This window comes from Mesorhizobium sp. WSM4307 (assembly GCF_007003945.1).
GTDB lineage: Bacteria > Pseudomonadota > Alphaproteobacteria > Rhizobiales > Rhizobiaceae > Mesorhizobium.
Genome location: NZ_VFTB01000013.1, coordinates 118273 through 139570, shown reverse-complemented (window position 1 = coordinate 139570; position 21298 = coordinate 118273). Strand labels below are relative to the sequence as shown.

The 21298-nt window shown below is 61.5% G+C and carries 22 protein-coding genes; 18 read left to right on the top strand and 4 right to left on the bottom strand.

What is annotated here, in order from left to right; all coding sequences use genetic code 11:
- From FJV83_RS29090 to FJV83_RS29070, 5 genes are all read left to right on the top strand, one after another.
- Complete coding sequence (locus FJV83_RS29090; protein WP_095793771.1) at positions 1-1131, top strand: glycosyltransferase; 1131 nt, start codon at positions 1-3, stop codon at positions 1129-1131.
- Positions 1128-2222 carry a glycosyltransferase gene (locus tag FJV83_RS29085; RefSeq protein WP_095789607.1) on the top strand — a complete coding sequence of 365 codons (1095 nt, stop codon included), beginning with the start codon at positions 1128-1130 and terminating at the stop codon, positions 2220-2222. Before FJV83_RS29090 ends, FJV83_RS29085 begins: the two co-directional genes overlap by 4 nt.
- The gene (locus FJV83_RS29080) at positions 2219-3322 is read left to right on the top strand and encodes a glycosyltransferase (RefSeq protein WP_095793770.1); all 1104 of its coding nucleotides are present in this window, start codon (positions 2219-2221) and stop codon (positions 3320-3322) included. The genes FJV83_RS29085 and FJV83_RS29080 overlap by 4 nt, the downstream gene beginning before the upstream one ends.
- Before the next feature lie 23 nt (positions 3323-3345).
- Positions 3346-4392 (top strand): UDP-glucuronic acid decarboxylase family protein, encoded by a 1047-nt coding sequence (locus tag FJV83_RS29075; protein ID WP_142877772.1) that lies wholly within the window; start codon positions 3346-3348, stop codon positions 4390-4392.
- Positions 4393-4473: 81 nt separating this feature from the next.
- Complete coding sequence (locus FJV83_RS29070; RefSeq protein WP_246689056.1) at positions 4474-4674, top strand: hypothetical protein; 201 nt, start codon at positions 4474-4476, stop codon at positions 4672-4674.
- Positions 4675-4680: 6 nt separating this feature from the next.
- Here FJV83_RS29070 and FJV83_RS29065 read toward each other — a convergent pair whose 3' ends face one another.
- A complete protein-coding gene (locus FJV83_RS29065) occupies positions 4681-6507 on the bottom strand; it encodes a hypothetical protein (protein ID WP_246689055.1) in 1827 nt (608 codons plus the stop codon).
- Positions 6508-6576: 69 nt separating this feature from the next.
- Here FJV83_RS29065 and FJV83_RS29060 point away from each other — a divergent pair, with 69 nt between their 5' ends.
- The 10 genes from FJV83_RS29060 to FJV83_RS36600 all read left to right on the top strand — a co-directional run bounded on the left by FJV83_RS29060 (position 6577) and on the right by FJV83_RS36600 (position 15554).
- On the top strand, positions 6577-7680 hold the full coding sequence (locus FJV83_RS29060; protein WP_095789610.1) for an inositol-3-phosphate synthase: 1104 nt from the start codon (positions 6577-6579) through the stop codon (positions 7678-7680).
- On the top strand, positions 7677-8273 hold the full coding sequence (locus tag FJV83_RS29055; RefSeq protein ID WP_095789611.1) for a histidine phosphatase family protein: 597 nt from the start codon (positions 7677-7679) through the stop codon (positions 8271-8273). Before FJV83_RS29060 ends, FJV83_RS29055 begins: the two co-directional genes overlap by 4 nt.
- Before the next feature lie 14 nt (positions 8274-8287).
- Positions 8288-9388: a glycosyltransferase gene (locus FJV83_RS29050; protein WP_095789612.1), complete on the top strand. Its 1101-nt coding sequence runs from the start codon at positions 8288-8290 to the stop codon at positions 9386-9388.
- Complete coding sequence (locus tag FJV83_RS29045; protein ID WP_142887463.1) at positions 9388-10191, top strand: sugar phosphate nucleotidyltransferase; 804 nt, start codon at positions 9388-9390, stop codon at positions 10189-10191. Before FJV83_RS29050 ends, FJV83_RS29045 begins: the two co-directional genes overlap by 1 nt.
- A 2-nt stretch (positions 10192-10193) precedes the next feature.
- Positions 10194-10955 carry a TIGR04290 family methyltransferase gene (locus FJV83_RS29040; protein WP_095789663.1) on the top strand — a complete coding sequence of 254 codons (762 nt, stop codon included), beginning with the start codon at positions 10194-10196 and terminating at the stop codon, positions 10953-10955.
- Positions 10948-11982 (top strand): beta-xylosidase, encoded by a 1035-nt coding sequence (locus FJV83_RS29035; RefSeq protein WP_245437888.1) that lies wholly within the window; start codon positions 10948-10950, stop codon positions 11980-11982. Before FJV83_RS29040 ends, FJV83_RS29035 begins: the two co-directional genes overlap by 8 nt.
- Positions 11979-13043 (top strand): glycosyltransferase family 4 protein, encoded by a 1065-nt coding sequence (locus FJV83_RS29030; RefSeq protein ID WP_095793769.1) that lies wholly within the window; start codon positions 11979-11981, stop codon positions 13041-13043. Before FJV83_RS29035 ends, FJV83_RS29030 begins: the two co-directional genes overlap by 4 nt.
- Positions 13044-13237: 194 nt before the next feature.
- The gene (locus FJV83_RS29025) at positions 13238-14032 is read left to right on the top strand and encodes a GNAT family N-acetyltransferase (protein WP_246691933.1); all 795 of its coding nucleotides are present in this window, start codon (positions 13238-13240) and stop codon (positions 14030-14032) included.
- 70 nt (positions 14033-14102) lie between these two features.
- Positions 14103-15002: a class I SAM-dependent methyltransferase gene (locus FJV83_RS29020; protein WP_245437886.1), complete on the top strand. Its 900-nt coding sequence runs from the start codon at positions 14103-14105 to the stop codon at positions 15000-15002.
- A gap of 396 nt (positions 15003-15398) precedes the next feature.
- Positions 15399-15554, top strand: a complete 156-nt coding sequence (locus FJV83_RS36600; protein WP_179296030.1) for a hypothetical protein — start codon at positions 15399-15401, stop codon at positions 15552-15554.
- Here the strand turns inward: FJV83_RS36600 and FJV83_RS29015 are convergent, their stop codons facing one another.
- A complete protein-coding gene (locus tag FJV83_RS29015) occupies positions 15555-16061 on the bottom strand; it encodes a sigma-70 family RNA polymerase sigma factor (RefSeq protein WP_095789664.1) in 507 nt (168 codons plus the stop codon).
- Positions 16062-16777: 716 nt separating this feature from the next.
- Positions 16778-17680, bottom strand: coding sequence for a LysR family transcriptional regulator (locus FJV83_RS29010; protein ID WP_095789618.1), 903 nt, complete (start codon positions 17678-17680; stop codon positions 16778-16780).
- Between the two features lie 142 nt (positions 17681-17822).
- On the opposite strand from FJV83_RS29010, the gene FJV83_RS29005 reads away from it, so the two are divergent.
- The 3 genes from FJV83_RS29005 to FJV83_RS28995 all read left to right on the top strand — a co-directional run bounded on the left by FJV83_RS29005 (position 17823) and on the right by FJV83_RS28995 (position 20270).
- Positions 17823-18146 carry a hypothetical protein gene (locus FJV83_RS29005; protein ID WP_095789619.1) on the top strand — a complete coding sequence of 108 codons (324 nt, stop codon included), beginning with the start codon at positions 17823-17825 and terminating at the stop codon, positions 18144-18146.
- A gap of 56 nt (positions 18147-18202) precedes the next feature.
- Positions 18203-19099, top strand: a complete 897-nt coding sequence (locus FJV83_RS29000; protein WP_179296046.1) for an MBL fold metallo-hydrolase — start codon at positions 18203-18205, stop codon at positions 19097-19099.
- A 223-nt stretch (positions 19100-19322) separates the two neighbouring features.
- Positions 19323-20270: a helix-turn-helix domain-containing protein gene (locus FJV83_RS28995; protein WP_179301155.1), complete on the top strand. Its 948-nt coding sequence runs from the start codon at positions 19323-19325 to the stop codon at positions 20268-20270.
- Positions 20271-20326: 56 nt separating this feature from the next.
- Here the strand turns inward: FJV83_RS28995 and FJV83_RS28990 are convergent, their stop codons facing one another.
- Positions 20327-21295 (bottom strand): branched-chain amino acid ABC transporter permease, encoded by a 969-nt coding sequence (locus FJV83_RS28990; RefSeq protein WP_095789621.1) that lies wholly within the window; start codon positions 21293-21295, stop codon positions 20327-20329.
- Positions 21296-21298 lie beyond the last annotated feature (3 nt).

The following is a 21298-nucleotide window of genomic DNA, read 5'->3' as shown; positions in this document are numbered from 1 at the left end:
ATGCGCTTTTTATTCTACGCCCACTCGCTCGTCTCCGACTGGAACCATGGCAACGCCCATTTCCTTCGAGGCGTCATGCGCGAACTGGTGGCGCGCCGGCATCAGGCCATCGCTCTGGAGCCGGCTGACGGCTGGAGCCGATCGAACTTGCTGGCCGAGAAGGGATCCTTCGCGATCGAACGTTTTCGCAAGGATTTCCCCGAACTGATGCCGGTGACCTATGATGCCGGGTTCGACCATGAAGCATGGATCGCCGAGGCCGACGTGGTGATCGTCCACGAATGGACCGACCCGGAGCTTGTCGCTCGCATCGGCCGTGCCCGGGCCGATGGCGGCAAATTCACCTTGCTGTTTCACGACACACATCACCGCGCCGTGTCCGCCACCGAGGCCATGTCGGCGCTGCGCCTGGAACATTATGATGGCGTTCTCGCGTTTGGCGAAGCGCTGCGCGAGAGCTATCTGCGCGCCGGCTGGGGCAAGCGTGTCTTCACCTGGCATGAAGCGGCGGACGATCGGCTGTTCAAACCGCACCCGGAAATGCACGCGACGTCCGACCTGGTCTGGATCGGAAACTGGGGCGACGACGAGCGGACGGCCGAACTCAAGGAGTTCCTGATCGGACCGGTCCGCGATCTGGGTCTTCAGGCCACTGTTCACGGTGTCCGCTATCCCGAACGGGCACTTGCCGATCTGGCTGCCGCCGGTCTGCGCTACGAAGGGTGGATCGCCAATGCCGACGTGCCGAAGGCGTTCGCCGCGCATCGTGTGACGGTGCACGTCCCGCGGCGTCCTTATCGTGAAGGCTTGCCCGGAATTCCGACAATCCGCATGTTCGAGGCACTTGCCTGCGGCATCCCGCTGATTTCAGCGCCATGGTCCGATGTCGAGCAGCTTTTCAGACCCGGCGTCGACTTCCTGTTTGCCGAGGATGGATCGCAAATGCGGCAACACCTCCAGGCGGTGTTGGCCGATCCCGATTTTGCGGCTTCCCTAATGACCTCGGGCCTTGAGACCATCCGCTCGCGGCATACCTGCCATCACCGCGTCGACGAGTTGTTCGACGTGCTTTGGCAATGCACGACCCTGCACACCGCCGAGCTGACCGCCGCAAAGGAAGCCGTTGCATGAAGATCGCATTCTATGGATCGAGCCTTTTGTCCTCCTATTGGAACGGCGCCGCAACCTATTACCGAGGATTGCTGAAGGCGCTTTCGCAACTGGGCTACGAAATCACTTTCTACGAGCCTGACGTCTATGACCGGCAGAAGAACCGCGACATCGAGGCGCCGAACTGGTGCTCTGTCGTCGTCTACGAGGCAACCCATCAAGCCCTGATGCAGGTTGCGGCGCGTGCCGCCGAGGCCGATATCGTTGTCAAGGCGAGTGGCGTCGGCTTCGAGGATGAGGCGCTGCTGCGCGCCGTGCTCGGCTACGCCCGCAGCGATGCGCTCATCGTGTTCTGGGACGTCGACGCGCCGGCGACGCTCGCCCAGCTGCGCGACGAGCCGGACCATCCGCTGCATCGTGCGCTGCAAGAAATCGATCTTGTGCTGACCTATGGCGGCGGCGATCCCGTGGTCTGGGCCTATCGCGCCCTGGGCGCGAACGAGTGCGTGCCAATCTACAATGCACTCGATCCCGAAACGCACCACCCGGTCGCCAGCAATGCGCGTTTTGCCTGCGACCTGGCGTTCCTCGGAAACAGGCTGCCGGATCGTGAAGCGCGTGTGGGATCGTTCTTCCTCGATCCTGCGAGCCGGCTGCCGGAACAACGTTTTCTGCTCGGCGGATCTGGGTGGGGGGACAAGCCGCTCCCCGCCAATGTCGACTGGCTCGGCCATGTCGGCACCTGTGATCACAACGCCTTCAATGTCACGCCAAAGGCGGTGCTGAACATCAGCCGCGACAGCATGGCCGCGAACGGTTTTTCACCCGCCACGCGTGTCTTCGAGGCGGCCGGCGCCGGCGCCTGCCTGATCACCGATGCCTGGCTCGGCGTCGAGCTGTTCCTGAAACCCGACGAGGAGATCCTTGTGGCGCGCGACGGCGGCGATGTCGCCGAAATCATGCAGGCGCTGACGCCTGTCCGGGCAAAGGCGATCGGCCAGGCCGCACTTCGACGCGTTCTCGCCGATCATACCTACGCGTTGCGGGCGGCCGTGGCTGATGCGGTCTTCAAACGGCATTTGACGCACGGGACCGTGGAGGCGGCCGAATGACCAAGCAGCTGGACATTCTCTTTCTCGGCCTGTCGCTTTCCTCGTCTTGGGGAAACGGTCATGCCACCACCTTTCGAGGTCTGCTGAAAGGCCTCCACCAACTCGGCCATCGCGTGACTTTTCTGGAGCGCGATGTGCCGTGGTACGCCAATCACCGCGATTTGCGCGATCCGGATTTCTGCGCCTTGCGCTACTATGAAACTGTGCAGGCACTGCAACGCGACTACGGCCGGTGTCTGCAACAGGCCGATGTCGTGGTGATCGGCTCTTTCGTGCCGGAAGGCCGCGCGGTGATCGACACCGTCGCTTCACTTTGCAAAGGACAACTCTGCTTTTACGACATCGACACACCGGTGACCCTGGCGAAGCTGTCGGCGGACGATTGCGACTATCTGAGCTGGCGCCAGATCCCCTACTTCGACATCTATTTCTCTTTTGCCGGTGGCCCGATGCTGACCGATCTGACACAGACCTTCGGCGCACGCCGAGCCGAGCCGCTCTACTGTTCGGTCGATCCGGAACGACATCACCACACCGCCGATCCAATCGGCTGGGACCTCGGCTATCTCGGCACCTACAGCGCCGACCGGCAAGCCACGCTCAATGCACTTCTGCTCGAGCCGGCACGGCGCATGCCGGATCGGCGTTTTGTCGTGGCTGGCTCGCAATATCCGTCCGACATCGACTGGCCCGACAATGTCGAGCGCATTGAACACTTGCCGCCGGCCGATCATGCCGCATTCTACAGCCGTCAGCGCTACACGCTGAACGTCACACGCAGTTCCATGATTGCGGCGGGATGGTCGCCCAGCGTGCGCCTTTTCGAAGCCGCTGCTTGCGGCACGCCGATCATCAGCGACCGCTGGCCAGGCCTCGACAGCTTCTTTCCCTCATCGACGATCCACACGGCCAAGAAGGCGGACAAGGTCGTCGCGATCCTATCGCGGGAATCGGCTCGGACACGTCTGGCCATGGCCGAACGGGCACGCGAACTCGTCCTTGCTTCCCATACCGGTGTGGCCCGGGCTTGCGAATTTATCACGGCGCTTACGCAAAAGGGGGCGGTGGTCCTCGATCTCGATATCGGAAGTGCAGCATGACTGGCAGACAGGAGAAAATCGCGATGCGACAATCAAAAAAGGCGCAAAGGGCAAAGACGGTGCTCGTCGCCGGTGGCGCGGGCTTCCTCGGTTCGCATCTTTGCGAAGCATTGTTACGCGATGGCTGGCGTGTGATCTGCGCCGACAATTTTCTTACCGGTCGCATGGAGAACATCAACGCGATCATGGACCAGCCGAGTTTCCGGTTGATCGAGCAGGATATCTGCCGTCCACTGGACCTTGGCGAGCCGGTGGATCGCATCTTCAACCTGGCATGCGCCGCCTCGCCGCCGCGTTACCAGGCCGATCCGATCCACACCACGCGAACCTGCGTCATCGGAACGTTGAACCTGCTCGAACTCGCCGCGCGCAACGACGCGGGATTGCTGCAGGCCTCTACGAGTGAAGTGTATGGCGATCCGGAGCAACATCCGCAGAGGGAAGACTATGTCGGCCATGTGAACTGCACCGGCCCACGCGCCTGCTACGACGAGGGCAAGCGCACGGCCGAGACACTCTGCTTCGATTATCTGCGAGCCGGGAAGGCCGACGTTCGTGTCGCGCGTATCTTCAACACCTACGGGCCGAGGATGGATCCGGCGGACGGCCGCATCGTTTCGAACCTGATCATGCAGGCGCTCGAGAAGCGCCCGCTGACGATTTTCGGCGACGGCATGCAGACGCGATCTTTCTGCTACGTCTCCGATCTAATCGACGGGTTGATGAGTCTCATGGATATCAACCCCAATCCGGGCAAGCCGGTCAATTTGGGCAACCCCGGCGAATTCACCATTGTGCGGCTGGCGGCATTGGTGAAGGCTATGACCGGCACCAAATCGGATATGACGTTCCTGCCGCTGCCGCAGGATGATCCTCGACGCCGGCAGCCCGATATCTCGCGCGCAAAAGCGCTGCTCGGCTGGACGCCAAGAGTGTCGCTCAACGAGGGGCTCGCGCGGACGATCAGCTATTTCGCCATGCTTGAAGGCCGCTCGATCGGCGATCAAATGGCAGGACGTTCGGCAAGGACGAGACCCACGTCAGGCGGGCTGCAGAACCTCCCTGCCTGATGCCGGGACCCCAGTCACATCTTCGCATCGATTCGCGTGGAACATCCGCGCAATCTTTTGGTTTGACGAGAGGACCACATAATGGAGGACCTCCTCATGCACCCCAAGCAATCTCGGACCGATATCGACAAGATGGCGGAACGAGAGACGGCTGCGTATCTGCGGCGAGCCTCGATAACCTATCTGGAGTGCTGTGTCAGCCTGATGATGACGCATCTGCAGCGGGAGGAGGTGGCCAGTATTCTTGAGCAGGAAGCAGACATGCTGCGAAGCCTGGATTGACGGCGACTATACCTTCATGGCCTGGCCCAGGAACTGTGTCAGTCCTGCCTCATATCGGTTTGCCGTCTCTTCCAGCCTTGCTCTTTCCCGGCCATTTTCGGATTGAGCGGCCATGCTCCACAACCCGAGCTGAAACGCCAAATAGCAAGGTTTGAAATAATCGATGAGTCCGGCGTCAACGCTGCTACCCATGCCGCCGATCAACGTCGCCGCCTCGGCTTTGGACAGCCCATATTCTACGCAGGCGCCGGCAAGGTCCCATTCTATCGGCTGGCAGCCGATCAGATCGTGTCCTCGGCAATGGTCGACAGCATCCGTCTTGATCAGCGTGCCATCGGAACCGACCAGAAACTCCCAGGGATGCAGCCTGCCGTCGATCTCGACCCGTTCCGATACCTGTGTGGGCGTCTGCTTCGAGAACCAGGTTCGCAGTCTCGCCGCCTGGCTTTCGCCCAAGGCTTCGGAAGCATTGTGAACGGCCATCTCCGCCAGCGCGAGCAATGATGCACCGGGTTCGCTGGTTCGCAGACTGGTCGCGCGCCAGGCCAGATAGCGTGTGACCGCCGCGACAAGTCTCTGCCTGGACAGCGGTAGCTGATCCATCGTGGTGCCATCGGTCCACCGTTCGACCAGAAAACCGTGGCAGAACCCCATGACTTGCGATCCGAATCCGGCGTGATGCAACATCTTGGCGGCTTCCATCTTGCGCAGCCCAGTTTTGCCGAGGCCGACAAATTTGACGAGCCAGCGATCTTGATCTGCGGAGGCCAGGAACTTTCGCCGTTCAGTGCCGCGTGCGCTCGGTGGCCAGCGCCTTTCGTCGGCGTAGTGAAGGGGGCGCCACGCTCCGCCGGATATTTCGGTCAAGCGCAATTTCGGACTGCCAACCACCTCGGCTACCCAATCGCGCAGCGTTTGCGAGCTTTCGGGAAAGGTGCGTTCGAACGTCATCGCCACTTGCTTGCGGCAGCGTCCCCATGTCTCCCGAACATCCGGCGACGCTTCGGCCCCCGGATCGCCCGAATGGCTGGGGAACAGGTGAATGCGCTCCGTATCTATGCCCTGTTTTCTCAGCCACGCGACGACAGCGTGGATCGAACTTCCCGACAGGCCGGGACCTTCATCGACGACAGCGAAGCGAGCCCTGGGCTCACTCCTCCAGGCAGCAACCAGCCGCGGATCGGCATTGACCCGCCGATCGAAAGGATGGCCGATCGGGCGCACGCTAATGGGCGCCGGCGCACCGATCGCGGCCGCCACCATGGCCGCCAGCCCCAGGCCGATGCTGCGGATGCCGATCACGCATGTGTTCGCATCGAGACCCGACTCCCGCCCCGCGCCGAGATAACTCTCTGGATAAAGCGCATAATGTGCGTAGCCTTCGGCCGAGCCGGTCAAAATTTCTGCCTTGCAATCGAGCCCGGCCAGCAATTGGAGAAGTCGCGAATCGATGCCGGCGCCCACGACGAACCCACTTCGCCACGATCTCGCCACCTCTGCCGCAAGTCCGACCAGCAACTCGGCGCCTAGCCGTTGTGAAGGCGAATTGGTGTCGACGCCCAGGACCTTGAAATCGGCATCGGCGAGCCCCTGTACCAGCTCCGACGCACTGATGAATAACCCGACCAATGCAGCATGGCGCCGGATGCCGCAAGGGATCCGATCGAGGCTTTGGGCCAGTTCGATCGCTGTCTCTTGAAGTTGTGCTGCGTTCTGGGTCCGCTTGTTGTCGCCGTAGACGATCATCGACCGATTTCCGATTTTTGTCGTGCGGGCAACGCGGCGGGTGCAGCTTCGATCCATGCCGCCTCGCGCAATTTTTCGATAGACCAAGGAACATTCTGGCGCGGTGGCGGTTCGGCGCAAGGAACTTACCTTTGAACAGCATAAGGCGGCAGTTTCGTGGGATCGAAAAAGGTTCGTGTTGGTATCGTCGGGCTTGGCAATTGCGCATCCTCCCTGGTGCAGGGACTCTCCTACTATCGTGATGCAAAAAGCAACGAACCGATCCCGGGGCTGATGCATGCCGATCTCGGTGGCTATCACGTCGACGACATCGAGATTGTCTGCGCGTTCGATGTCGCCAAAAACAAGGTTGGCCGCGACGTCGCCGATGCGATCTACGCCACCCCGAACAACACGTTCCGCTTTGCCGACGCGCCGACTACCGGTGTTCGCGTCGAACGCGGACCGACGCTTGACGGGATCGGCAAATACCTGCGCGACGCAATCGAGGAAGCGCCTGAACCGGTTGCCAATGTCAGCGATATCCTGCGCGACAGCGGAGCCGACGTAGTGGTCTCCTACCTTCCGGTGGGTTCGGAGGAGGCGACGCGCTTCTATGCTGAATGTGCTCTGGAGGCCGGCTGCGCCCTTGTCAATTGCATACCGGTTTTCATCGCCTCACGTCCGGAATGGCGCCGGCGTTTCGAACAACGCGGGCTGCCGCTGGTCGGCGACGACATCAAGAGCCAGGTCGGCGCGACCATTGTGCACCGGCTGCTGGCCAATCTCTTTCGCGAGCGCGGCGTGCGCGTCGATCGAACCTATCAGCTGAATTTCGGCGGCAACACCGATTTTCTCAACATGCTGGAACGCGAGCGGCTGGAATCGAAGAAGATCTCTAAGACGCAATCGGTAACCAGCCAGCTCGATGTTGCCCTGGAGCCGGGCAACATTCACGTCGGACCAAGCGATCATGTGCCTTGGCTTACTGACCGAAAATGGGCCTACATCCGCGTTGAAGGCACGACCTTCGGCGGCGTGCCGCTGAATGCCGAGCTGAAGCTGGAGGTGTGGGATTCGCCCAATTCCGCCGGCGTGGTGATCGACGCAGTGCGCTGCGCCAAGCTGGCCCTCGACCGCGGCATCGCCGGCGCGCTGACAGGCCCTTGTAGCTATTTCATGAAGTCGCCTCCCGAACAGTTCACCGACGCCGAAGCACGCCAGCGCACGCTCGCTTTCATCGCCGGCAAGGACGATCCTCTGCTGGATGCCGCGGAATGACGACGACGTTCTTTTTAATCCGCCATGCGGCGCACGACAATGTCGGCTCATATCTTGCCGGGCGCATGGCCGGTGTATACCTCGGCGAGTCCGGCAAGGCTCAAGCAGAGCACCTTGGCGGGCGCATGGCCCGAGAGACGATCGCGGCCATCCTATGCAGCCCGCGCGAACGCACCCAGGAGACGGCGCTGCCAATCGCACTCGCTTGCGGTGTCGGCGAAATCGCGATCTGCGCCGAACTCGACGAGATCGATTTCGGCGACTGGTCGGGCAAGACCTTCGATCAATTGAGCAGCGACGCCGGTTGGCGCGCGTGGAACGACCAGCGGCAGGAGGCCAGGACGCCCAGCGGCGAGACCATGCTGGATGTCCAGCACCGCATCGTCTCTCTAATGAACGGCGTCCGCCAGCTGCATCAGAACGAATGCGTCGCCCTGGTTAGCCACGCCGACGTGATCAAGGCGGCCGTTTGCAAGGTGCTTAACTTGCCGGTCGGCGACTGCTTTCGCTTCGACATCGATCCCGCCTCGATCACGACGATTGTGTCGGGCGACTGGGGCTCAAAGCTCGTGCGATTAAATGAAGCTGCCTGACGAGGAAGTTCCCGATGCGGATGGTCATTTTCGGTCTCACCGTTACATCTTCATGGGGGAACGGCCATGCGACGCTCTGGCGCGGACTGATCCGCGCGCTCGCCCGTCTGGGCTGGTCTATCACCTTTTTCGAATGCGACACTCCCTATTATGCCGGGACCCGCGATCTGGATCAGCTCGATGGAGGCAACGTCGTTATCTATCCGGACTGGGAGGATATCCGCCGCGTCGCGGAGCGTGCGATGAAGCAAGCGGACGTCGTCGTCGTCACGTCCTACTGTCCCGACGCCGTTGAGGCTTCGCGCCTGGCCCAGCATACAAGTCGTGGACTGCGTGTCTTTTACGATCTCGATACTCCGGTGACGCTTGCCCGCCTCGAGCACGGCGAGCGTCCGCCCTATTTCGGACCAGAGGGACTTGCTGACTATGACCTTGTACTGAGCTACACCGGCGGCCCGGCGACCGAGGCGCTGAAGACTGTGCTCGGCGCGCGCCGCGTGATGCCGCTCTACGGCCATGTTGATCCGGACCGGCACCGGCCGGCAGAGAAGCGGGCGGAATTCGTCGGTGGTCTGTCCTATCTCGGGACCTACGCGACGGATCGCCAGGCCGGCGTCGATAAGCTGCTGGTCCGCCCGGCCATGCGCCTGCCTGATCAACGCTTCATCATTGCCGGCGCGCAATATCCGCAGGAATTCCCGTGGAGCGACAACATCTTCTTTGTCAGGCATTTGCCGCCAGCCGATCATCCGGCCTTCTTCTCGTCGTCGCGGCTGACGCTGAACGTCACCCGGGAAGCTATGGCGCAAAAGGGCTGGTGCCCGTCGGGGCGCCTCTTCGAAGCGGCCGCGTGTGGGGCTGCCATCGTCACCGACGTATGGCCAGGCCTTTCGGACTTCTTCGAACCCGGCCGCGAAGTCCTGCTAGCCCATGAGACGGATGACGTAGTCGCCGCGCTGGAATTGCCGGAGCACGAACTTGACGGCATCCGAAGACGCGCCCGCGAGCGGGTCTTGAGCGAGCACACTTCCGCTAAGCGTGCAGCGGAACTGGACAAAATCCTGGCCGACGCCTTGCAAAATCCCGTCAGCAAACCGATGGAGGAAGCAGTCTGATGTTGGGCATTGTGCCCGCCGCCGGGCGCGGTAGCCGCATCCAACCGCTCGGCTTCTCGAAGGAGCTGCTGCCGGTTGGCAGCCGGATCGACGGTCAGACCGAACGTCCTTGCGCCGTAAGCGAGTATCTGGTGAGGCGCATGGTCCAGGCCGGCGTCGACAAGATTTGCTTCATCATCGGATCGGGCAAATCCGACATTCTCGAATACTACGCCGCCGGTTATGGCGAGGCAGCGGCTCTCTTTGTGGTGCAGCCCAACCCCGTCGGTCTCTGCGATGCGATTTTCCGAGCAGCGCCCCTCGTCGCGGGCGACGAGGTCGTCCTCGTCGGCCTTCCGGATACGATCTGGTTTCCCGAGGACGGGTTCTGTCATTTGCCTGACGATCAGCTTTCATTTTTGCTATTCCCGGTGGGTCGCCCGGAGTTCTTCGACGCCGTCGTCACCGAAGATGACGAGCGCGTTATCGAAATCCAGGTCAAGCGACAGGACGCGTCCACGAATTGGGTTTGGGGGGCGTTCAAAATGCCTGGCCAGATCCTGCATCGGCTTGCCACACTCTGGCGCGAGCGCGACGGTCGTGACGAATATATTGGCACGTTGATCAACGCCTATCTCGCGACCGGGGGGGTGGCCTACGGGATCAAGGCAGGGTCCGCTTATGTCGATGTCGGCACTTTCAACGGCTATCGCACAGCCCTGCGGTTGCTTGAAGACGGCGTTCCGTCCGCTCGTCACCAGCCCACTACGATCATGTCCGGGGCGCATTCGCATGTACCTGTCGTTCCGGGGGAAGGAGCGTGACCATGTTGCATTCCCATGCCGAAATCCGCCGCCGCATCGACGCGCTCGGCCCTTGGTTCCACAACATGGAACTGGCCGGCGTCGAAACCGCGCCTAACCACTTTCTCGGCAACTACCCGCTGATCAAATGGCGCAAATTCGCCGATGCCATACCCGCGGATCTGGCCGGCAAAACTGTGCTGGATATTGGCTGCAATGCGGGTTTCTATTCGATCGAGATGAAACGGCGAGGCGCTACACGCGTCCTCGGCATAGATTTCGACGAGGCGTATCTGGCACAGGCCCGCTTTGCCGCCGAGATCGCGGACTGCGAGATCGAATTCCGGAAACTTTCGGTCTACGACGTCGGCGCCCTGCGCGAGACATTCGATGTCGTGCTGTTCATGGGGGTGCTTTACCATCTGCGCCACCCCCTGCTCGCGCTCGACCTGATCCGTGAGCACGTCGCCGGTGACTTGATGATCTTCCAGTCCATGCAACGCGGCAGCAAGGATCTGCCCGAGTTGGAAGAGAACTATCATTTCTGGACGCATGATTTGTTTGAGCGGTCGGAATTTCCCAAGCTGCATTTCATCGAACACCGCTATGCCGACGATCCGACCAATTGGTGGATACCGAACCGGGCCTGTACCGAGGCGATGCTGCGCAGTGCCGGTTTCGAGATCGTGCTGCATCCCGAGCAGGAGGTCTATTTCTGCCGCGCTGCCGGCGATCCGGCCGGCGGTGGCGCGATATATCCGTCGAAAGGAAAGCTCCATGATTGAAGCCGCGATGATCTGGAACGAGCCCAACAACAAATCGCATTGGGACCCTGAGCTCGACCCCGATTGGAGCCGCTTTGCCAGGATGGCAATCCTATCGGCGGACGCGATCGCGTCCGAGAACCCAGCTCTGACAAAAGTGCTTGGCGGCATCTCGCCGATAGATCCCGGCTTTATCACGCGCATGAAGGAATTCGGGGTGTTGGACCATGTCGACGCCGTCGCGGTTCACGGCTTCCCCCTCGACTGGAACCTGTGGCAAATTCAGGAATGGCCGCACAAGATCGGTGAGATCGCGGCCGTCACCGATCTCCCCATCTGGGTCAGCGAGGTCGGCGTGTCGACCTTCGGGGCCGAGGAAATACAGGCCTGGGGCCTCAAGCGAACCGCCGAATTGCTGCTCGGCAACGCACCCCGCATCCAGTGGTACAGCCTCTACGACCTTCCGCGTGAATGGGAAGCCACGACACGGCATCGCGAAGCGGAGGGATCCTCCTATTATCGTCACTTCCACATGGGGCTGCTGCGCCAGGACGGCACGCCGAAGCCGGCGCTTGAGGAATTCCCGCGCTACACACCCGAAATGGGACTGGTGCAGTGGTTTCATTTCGAGGACCCGCGACTGGACAACTCTATTGCCTGGATGAAGAGGCTCGGCGTTACCAACATGCGCACAGGGCTTTCCTGGGCCGACAGCTTCAGGCCGAATGCGTTGGACTGGTTCGATCGACAGATGGAGGCACTCGCCGATTTCGACGTAACGGTCACCTTCTGCTTCACGCCCGAACATCGGGGGATGATGCCTCACCACACCAGCCCTCCCCTGGTGCCCGAGGAATTCGCCGAGTTCTGTGCAACGATGATCCGCCGATACGCGCCCGGACTGACGTCCGCCTCGCGCCCGACGCAGCGGGCCTCGCGTGAGGCCCTCATGCGACCCGGTCCGTCATTAGATGAACCGACCGGAGTAGAAGCTCACGGTTCCGCCACCAATTCACTGGCTCTGGCACCGTGGCTCAGCCGGCCATGACGCTCACCGTCCTCAATGTCGCCTATCCTCTCGCGCCTGTCGGACCGGATGCGGTTGGGGGTGCCGAACAGGTCCTGTCGCTGCTTGACCGAGCGCTGGTTCGCGCGGGCAATCGATCAATCGTCGTCGGCTGCCGGGGCTCCAGCGCGAGCGGCACGCTTGTGGAAATACCGGCTGAAAGCGGCGTGCTCGACGAAACGGCCAAGAGCCGCGCGCAGCAGGCTCATCGCGCTGCGATCGCCGCCGCCCGCGCCAATTGGCCGATTGATGTGGTTCATCTGCATGGTATCGACTTCGACGCTTATCTGCCAGACGACGGCCCGACCTTGGTGACCCTTCACCTGCCGCTGGACTGGTATCCGGCCGAGGCATTGCGCCCGAAGCGCGACGACGTGTGGCTTCATGCAGTCTCGACCGCCCAGCAGAAAACCGCGCCACCTGGCGCCAGGCTAGCGGCGCCAATTCCGAACGGCGTCGACATCGAGGCGCTCGGCCTGCCGCAAGCGAAACGCGACTTCGCCCTGGTTCTCAGCCGTATCTGTCCGGAAAAGGGCATCCACCTAGCGCTGGATGCCGCCAAGCAAGCAGGTGTGCCGCTGGTTGTCGGCGGTAAGGTTTATTCCTATGAACTGCACACGCGCTACTTTCGCGATGAGGTCCAACCCCGCCTCGACGGCCGCCGACGCTTCCTTGGTCCGCTCGGTTTCACCGCCAAGCGGCGCTTTCTCAACGCGGCGCGCTGTCTGGTCATCCCGAGCCTTGCCGCCGAGACCAGTTCGCTTGTCGCCATGGAGGCGCTGGCCTGCGGCACACCGGTGGTCGCCTTTCCGAATGGTGCGCTGCCCGATGTCATCGAGCATGGCAAGACTGGCTTTCTCGTCAACACGATCGAGGAGATGGCGCAAGCCATCATTGCGGCGTCCAGCCTGGACGCCGAGGCATGCCGGGCCGAGGCACGGCGGCGGTTTTCGCTGGAGCGAATGATCTCGTCTTACATGGACGCCTATCATGCGCTGGCGCGACTTGGCACAGATGCCAGGCGCCTCGCCATCGCACCGTGAGCGAAGCTTTGTTGCGCAGCGAGATCATCGATGACCCGGCGCAATTCGAAACGCTTGCGCCACACTGGTGGAAACTGTGGGAGCAGAGTTCTTCGGCGACCCCGTTTCAGTCTCCCGCCTGGCTGGTGCCATGGTGGCGCACATTCGCGCCCGGAGGTCTAGCGATGGTCGCGGTTTGGCGCGGAGGCGATCTGATGGCGCTGGCGCCGCTCTATCTCGAGCACGGGATCGACGGCTCGAAATTGCTTCCGGTCGGCATTTCGCTCAGCGACTACCTGGATATCCTTTGTGTTCCCGGCACCGAGGCTCCGGTCCTCGCTGCTGTTGTCGACAAGATCCTCTCGGTTGAATGGTCTCAATGGATCTTGTCAGATTTGCCGGAGGGGGGTGTCGGTTTTGCGATCACGCATCCTGACCTGAAAGCCGGACGGCCAGTCGCTCATAGCGCTTGCCCCGTGCTCGCCCTTGCCGGCGACGAAACTCTTACGGGCTCTGTGCCCTACCGACGCAGGCGCCAGTTGCGGCGGGCGCGCCGGGCCGCGTCCAGACGCGGCCGGACCGCGTTGTCCTCCGCACGCGGCGATCCCCAGGCTTGCCTCGATCATCTAATACGCCTGCACGACGCGCGCTGGACCGGGCGCGGAGGTGGCGTGTTGGCCAAAGTCGCCGTAGAAGAATTCCACAGGCGCTCGCTTCCCTTGCTCGACGCTCGCGGCTTGGTCCGATGCTGGCTGTTCGCGATCGACGGCAGGACCGTCGGCGCCTATTACGGCTTCCATGATCGCGGTCGTGCCTATGCCTATCTCGGGGGCTTCGACCCTGCCTATTCCGAGGAGAGTCCAGGCGCGATTTTAATCGGCCACGCGATCGCGGAATCGATCCGCGAAGGTGCCCGCGAGTTCGATTTCCTGCGTGGTCAGGAGGCCTACAAATATGGCTGGGGCGCCGTCGACAGGTGGACCATGCGCAGGATCTGGACGCGGAGTTGATAGGGTGAGGGCAACCGGGTCAAAATCCGCCCACCGCCGCAGATCGATTAAAGCGGTCGTAGAAGACTGCATGGCGGACGCTGTTTGCGCCGAAGCCGTCGTAGCCAGGCTGGCGCTTCATCTGCAGGTGGACGTCGCGGTGGCGGAATTGGCGGAGATCGTGCGGGAGGTCGTTCCCTCCGATTCGCGAGACGCGGAAAGGCTGCAGGACGTGGCCGGGCTGCTTCGCCGCGAACCCGGCGCGTTTGCCAAGTTGCGGGCGACGGGCGAGGCCGTTCGGCACGTACGCGATCACCATGAGACCGGTGCCGCTGTCGTCACGCGGCTGGCCACGAGCTTCGATGCGGCCGCGGCTATTTCGGAAGCAGCGAGTGTCCAGCTCGCATCGCTCGGCGATGACGGAAGGCTGTTGGCCATGACCGAGGACGTCGCTGCATGGCTCAAGGAGCAGGACTTCACTGGAACCGACCGGGATATTCTGGACATTGGTTGCGGCATCGGCCGTTTCGAGCGCGCGCTTTCCAAATCATTCAATCGGATAGTCGGCATCGATATATCCTCACGGATGATTTCCATCGCCTCCGAACGATGCGCCGCGCTGGGCAATGTCGAGTTGCGGCAAACCTCCGGTCTCGATCTGACCGAATTCGACGATGGTAGTTTCGATTGCGTGCTGGCGGTCGACAGCTTTCCCTATCTGGTTCTGGCCGGCATGGCCGAGCGGCACTTCGATGAGATCGCACGCGTCCTGAAACGGTCGGGCTGGCTGGCCCTTCTGAACTATTCCTATCGCGGATCTCTTTTTTTGGACCGCGCCGACATCGGCCGTCTGGCGGAAACTCACCAATTGCGGGTTGTCATCAACGGCGAGAAGCCATTCCGGTCATGGGATGGAGACGCATTCCTGCTCGCTCGCCGCGGTGGAACATTACCGCGCGCCGCCAGTTCCGACGTCGAACCAAGAGGCTGAAGACCGTCACCGACCCGAAGAGGAAACTATGGCATCCGGCAAGCGCAAGGGAACCGGGCTGACGCGATGACCGTACCAAAGACAAGGTCGGAGAAAACGTGATTCGCCAATCGCGACAAAAAACAGCAAAGCAAAGTGCGCGGACCTGATGGCAATCGCCTCAAGTCCGACCAATATGAGGACCATGCCGCGAACTAATTGCCTGAGGATTGAACGCTGTCACATCGCATTTTTGGCCCCCAGCGATATCAGGCCAAGGGAATAAACCTGTGCAAGGGCCACTGGCAATCATGCCGGCGGCAGACATCCCCTTGTAATCTCGGGCATTTGTCGCCACACTGAGTTCAAGGAACCGCTCTTATCAAGAGAATTCGGATGTCTCGTTCGAGGGATGATATGATCGACTCCCAGTTTGGTCTGGCCATGGATCGAGAGATCGCTTCTCTCCTCGATGCCATAGAGCGGGAAAGCATTCCAGACCGGCTGACCAGGCTGGCAATGGAGCTGCAAAACGCGCTGATCGAGAAGCGTCGACGTGACCTGAAGAACTGACTATCTGCGGCTGTCCATACCGAGTTGCCCATCGGATAGATGATTTCGTCTTTCCATCAATGTCTGCAGCGAACTCTCCCCAAGCAACTCGAGAATATTGGCGCGCGCGCGGTTCAGCCGACTTTTGACCGTCCCTACCGCGCAGCCGCATATCTCGGCCGCTTCCTCATAGCTTACTCCCAGAACGCCAATCAGCATCAGAACCTCGCGTTGGTGCTCCGGTAGCTTTTGGATGGCGCAATGCACTTCCCTGCTCTGAACGCTCCATTCCTGGGTGGCTTCCAAAAACGGCCTGGATGACGCGCAGTCGAGCAGGCCTGGCGCTTCCCGGGCGGCAATCTTGATCCGCGTATAATACGTATTGCGCATGATGGTGAAGAGCCACGACTTCATGCGTGTGCCAGGTTCGAACTTGTCGATATTGGCGAGACCCTTGGTCAGCGTCTCCTGTACCAGATCGTCGGCATCGTCGGGCACGCGACAGAAGGTACGTGCGAAAGCCCGCATGGCCGGTATGAGCCCAACTATGGAAACTTCATTGGTTTCCTGATCGGCCGAAATGTAGCCTTCGGATGACAAGGGTCCAGCTCCCCGAAGAAGAGTGTACGAATGCAGCCCCTGCTAAATGCATGGAAGTTTGGTTCGTTCCTCGCATGCGAGACAACTCTGCAGAAATTCGGCGTGGATCGAAACAGCTATCATCCTGTCGGGAGGACGCCTACCTAAGAGGCGAGGTCTCCTCGAATATGGGTGCGCTGCGCACAAAGCCGCCTCCCTGGCGTCGATGTCGACTGGACGATAACGGCCGAGCCTGTATGCGACCACCAATTTTTCCTCGGCGGCGCATAGGCTGAAGCCCCACGCCGCCACCTTAGCGGTGACGCTGAAGCTCCTCCGCCGGCCCTCGGGTCATGTGGCTGCCCGGTTGGCGGTGGAGGTTCCGATGAGAAACCTCTCCTACCGCTCGCATCCAAGTTGAGGCGAGTTATGTCAGGTGAAATGACCATCAACGACGACCCTCGTGGGCGCGGTCGACAGATCGACAATTGGGACTCCCCGCTCGCATTCGCCGGGGTGGGAGGCTTCCTGACCGATTCTGTCGCCCTTGCCGATCTCAACCACAAAAGGCGGATTTGATGGGGACCACGAGCATCAAATTTACGTTGCGTAGACGTCGCAGCTAGCGGCCACGCGGGCGGTCACATGGACTGCCTTTAGCGCGATCAGGTGCCGACACTGACCCTCTCGGCTTGGGCGAGCATCTCCACAAATCGCGTCACCTTGGGCGGCCGGAAGCGGGCGGCCGGATACACAGCATGGATGCCGCCGGAGGGTAGGTTCCACGCGGGTAAAACGGGCACCAGCCGGCCGGCCGCGAGGTGGTCGCCAAGGGCAAAGTCTGGAAGGATGGACATTCCGCCGCCGGCCAGGGTCGCCTCCAGCACGGCCGGGGTGGCGTTGATTGTCAGCCCAAGCTTCATCCGCACTGTGCGCCGATCGTGTTCACCTCGCGTGAAACGCCATACGAGCGGCTCTTTCAGCGCGACATTCGCGATGAAGGGCAACTCGGATAGATCCTCGGGTTCGGCGGGCGATAGGCTCCTCGCCAGATCAGGCACCGCCACGAGAATCTGCTGAAAGGAACCGATCCTGCGTGCCTGAAGACTCGAATCCACCAGCCAGCCCGCGCGGATCGACAGATCGATCTGGTTCGCAATCAGATCGATCCTGATGTCCGAAAGCATCAGTTCGACACGACATGCCGGATAGGTGCGACAAAACCGGGCTGCAAGCGGCGCGATGGTGGTTGTGCCATAATCGTTCGGCGCAGTGACCCGCAGAACTCCCATTGGCTGAGCGTTTGTTTGGGCTAGCTCGTTGAAGGCCGCCTCGGCCTCCCGCAGAATCATGGCGCATCGCGCGTGAAGCTGCCGGCCTGCCTCGGTCGGCTCAACCCGCCGCGTCGTGCGAAGCAGAAGGCTTGTCTTGAGTTCCTGTTCAAGTCGCGCCACCTGCTGGCTCACGACAGTCTTGGTAATGCCGAGACGCTCCGCCGCTCGGGTGAAGGAAGCTGCCTCCACCACCGCGGCGAAGTAGGCCAGCCTATTGAGATTGATCGTTTCCATGGTCGTCGCTCCGCAGGATTGTGTGTCTATAGCTTACATTGAATCCAACTCGTCGGGATTTATCGACCAATCAAGACAATGCATCTTTTGCGCATTGAGTTCAGCCGCCGGCTGATCTGCCCAGCATTCGAAGGGTCCCCGCATGACGACGGCGAAAATGTTTCCGGCTATCGGCCACCTCTATGAGGCCCGCTTTGGCGAACTCGCGTTTCATTTAAAGTTCGATAGCGACGGGGAAACCATGCGGTTTGCCCCTGAGCAAATGGACAACTTCGCCAAGGCGGAGGCAGTGACCTATCGGGCAATCCCCATTCGGCAGGGCGTGTTCATGGTGACCTGGATTGAGGCTGACGGGACGACCGTGACCCACGTCGAGGATTTCGAGAATGGGGTCATCCATACCAACATCACCAAGCCCGATCGCAGCTTCCTCAATTTGTCCGGCACTTGGGCCCGGTTGACGTAGTCCTGGCCTCGAGCGCGCAGACCGATTTCTTTGCCCATCACAAAAGGAGTTTCAAAATGCTCACCAGGAGACAGATCATGAAAACTTCCGCTGCCATCGCCGCGGCCGCTTTTGCTCCCGCCGATCTAGGCCGCGCAAGCGGGACCGGACTCGTCTGGAAGCACTTTCCCGCCGGCTCGAACGGCTTCTTCCGCGCTCCAGTCCTGCTGTCGGGATCATCCGAAGCGTTGCTGATCGACGGCGGCTTCAGCTATCCGGACGGGCGTTTCCTGGCAGACGCAATAAAGGCCAACGGCAAGAAGCTGACGGCAATTTATGTCAGCCAATCGGACCCTGACTATTACTTCAGCCTGAAGCCGATCCGTGAGGCTTTTCCAGATGCGAAGGTCATTGCGGCCTCGGAAACGGTGGCGGCAATTAAAGGCTCGGTCGACAAGAAGCTCGCCGTCTGGGGCCCGCAGCTCAAGGAGAATGGCCCGCAGGTACTGGCCGATATCGTCATGCCTGAAGCTTTTGATGGTCCATCGCTGACAGTCGACGGCGAAACGGTTGAGATCGTTGCGGCTGCAGGTCTTGCCAACCGTCGATATCTGTGGGCGCCTTCGATCAACGCGGTTTTCGGCGGCGTACTGATCTTTGCCGGCGTGCATGTGTGGACGGCGGACACCCCGACCAGGGAATTGCGTGCAGCCTGGATCGACAATCTCGACAAGATCGCCGCCAGGAAGCCCGCTGTCGTCGTGCCAGGGCACCTGATGCCGGAGTCTGCTACCGATATCTCGGCCATAGAGCACACAAAGACCTACCTGCAGGCCTTCGAGGAAGAGTTGGCCAAGGCTGCCGACGCCGCCGCGCTGAAGGCCGCCATGGAGGCCCGCTTTCCGAACCTCGGCATGGGCGTCGCTCTCGACATCGGCTCGAAGGTTGCCAAAGGCGAGATGAAGTGGGGCTGAGGTGAGATGCAATCTCGAGCGGCCGGAGAATGTGGGAATTCCGGCCGCTTGCTTTGACCCTCGCCCGCCCGGAAGGCGCCGCTTCTAAAGCGGCTGATTGATGCGTTCTCGCCGTTGCGGCGAATATAGTTAGCATGTTAAGTTCCTGGCCGTTGCATCGGCGCTGCCGTTGCATCGCAAATCCCGCATCAAGACGGGAGACGAAATGAAGATGGAGGAGACTATGCTCGACCACCACGTGAGCATCGCCGACGGCGAGGCTTTCCTGTCCGCTTCGCGGATGCTGTTCGGCCCTATCACGCAGCGCTTCTCGCGCGGCGAGGCGCCCTCCCTGCCGAAGCTGATCTCGGTCGATCTGGGCTCCTGCCGGCTCTCGGAAATCAGGGCGAAGTCCCACCTAGTCGTCAACGACCGCGCTTTTTGGCGCAGCTTCGATCCGGACGCGATCAAGATCCTGATGCAGCTCAAGGGCCGCAGCCGCTTTGAGCAGCAGCAGACGGCGATAGATCTCGGGCCGCGCGCGGCGGTCATCTACGATCCGGTGCGAGCCTATTCGTTGCAGAACCTCTCCGATGTCGATCAGCTCATCCTGCAGGTACCGCGCTCGACCTTTGGCGACGAGACGCTGGCGCGCCTTTCGGTGCCGGTGCCGCTGCCTGGCGAGGGCGACAGCCTGACTCATATCGTGTCCGGTCTGATGCAGATGGCGATTGGCGAGGCACACAAGCTCGACGAAGCCGGCTGCCGCCGCGTCGGCGAAAGCCTGATTCAGCTCGTCAACGGGCTGATACAGGCGAAGCCCATGGCGCCGGCGTTCCGCCGCTCGCCGCTGGAAGCGCTGCGCGAGCGCATCGTCGCCTATATTGACGCCAACCTGGCGCGCAGCAATCTCTCGGCCGAGGACATAGCCCGCCACATGGGCTGCTCCCGCCGCTACCTGCACCGCGCCTTCGAAGGCGAAGGCATGACACTGGAACGTTTCGTCTGGGACAGGCGGCTGGAGCGCAGCAAGGAGGAGCTTTTGTCCCCTGCCCGCGCCTCGGCCTCGATTTCGGAAATCGCCTTCGCCTGTGGGTTCAATTCCAGCGCGCATTTTTCAAGGGCGTTCAAGAGCAAGTATGATGTCGCGCCGAGGGAACTGAGGGAGAGGTTAAGGACGGCGGTGCATTAGGCGCGTGGGTCTGAACGGCGGAGTTCGGGCGCTGCATTCATCGGGAAGCTTATCGCCTACGCCAGCTTTGCCTTGCCCGCAAAGCTGCGCATCAGCCCCTTCGGTAAAAACAGCATCGCCAGGATGATGGTCAGCCCCGAGACCACCGGGTGATAGTCCGGCACCACAATGCGCGCGAGGTCGAAGACGGCGTACATGACCAGCGCGCCGAGGATGGGGCCGAGCAGCGTGCCGGTGCCGCCGACCACCGTCATCATCAGCGGCAGCAGCATCCAGTCGAGATCGAAGACCGAGTCCGGGCCGACATGGAAAATGTAAAAGGTGTAGAGGCTGCCGGCGACGCCGGCGATGAAGGCGCTGCCGGCGAAGGCCGCCACCTTGACCTTCAGCACATCGATGCCGTTGGCCGACGCCGCCATCTCGTCGTCGCGCACCGCGATCAGCGCCAGCCCATAACGTGAGCGCATCAGAGCGCGGATGGCGAGCGCGGTGCCGACCATCAGCCCGAGCGCGACCCAGTAATGCGGACGCAGCGTGTCGAACAGGCCGGCGGGCGCGACGATGCCGAAGGCGCTGCCGGTGAAGTCGCCGCCATTGACGAACAGCACCTTGACGATCTCACCGAAGCCGAGCGTGCCCAGTGCGAAATAGTCGCCGCGCAGCTTGGACAGCAGCGGCACGCCGATGATGGCCGCTGCAAGGGCCGCCACCACGCCGCCCAGCGCCATCGTCACCGGATCGAAATAATAGATGCCGGGGTGCGTGTCATAGAGCGAGCCCCAGATATAGTTGCCGGTCCACAGGATGGCGGTGGTGTAGGCGCCCAGCCCGAAGAAGGCGTGGCTACCGAGGCTGATCTGGCCGCCGTAACCGGCAACAAGGTTCCAGCTCTGCGCCATGATGGCGTAGAGGAAGACGAAGAACAGGAACGAGAAATAATAGGCGTCGACAGCACCTGGCAGGAGCGGCAGCAGCGCGAGCGCCGCGACGACCACAATAGCGATCCATTTGAAGGCTTTGATCATCTC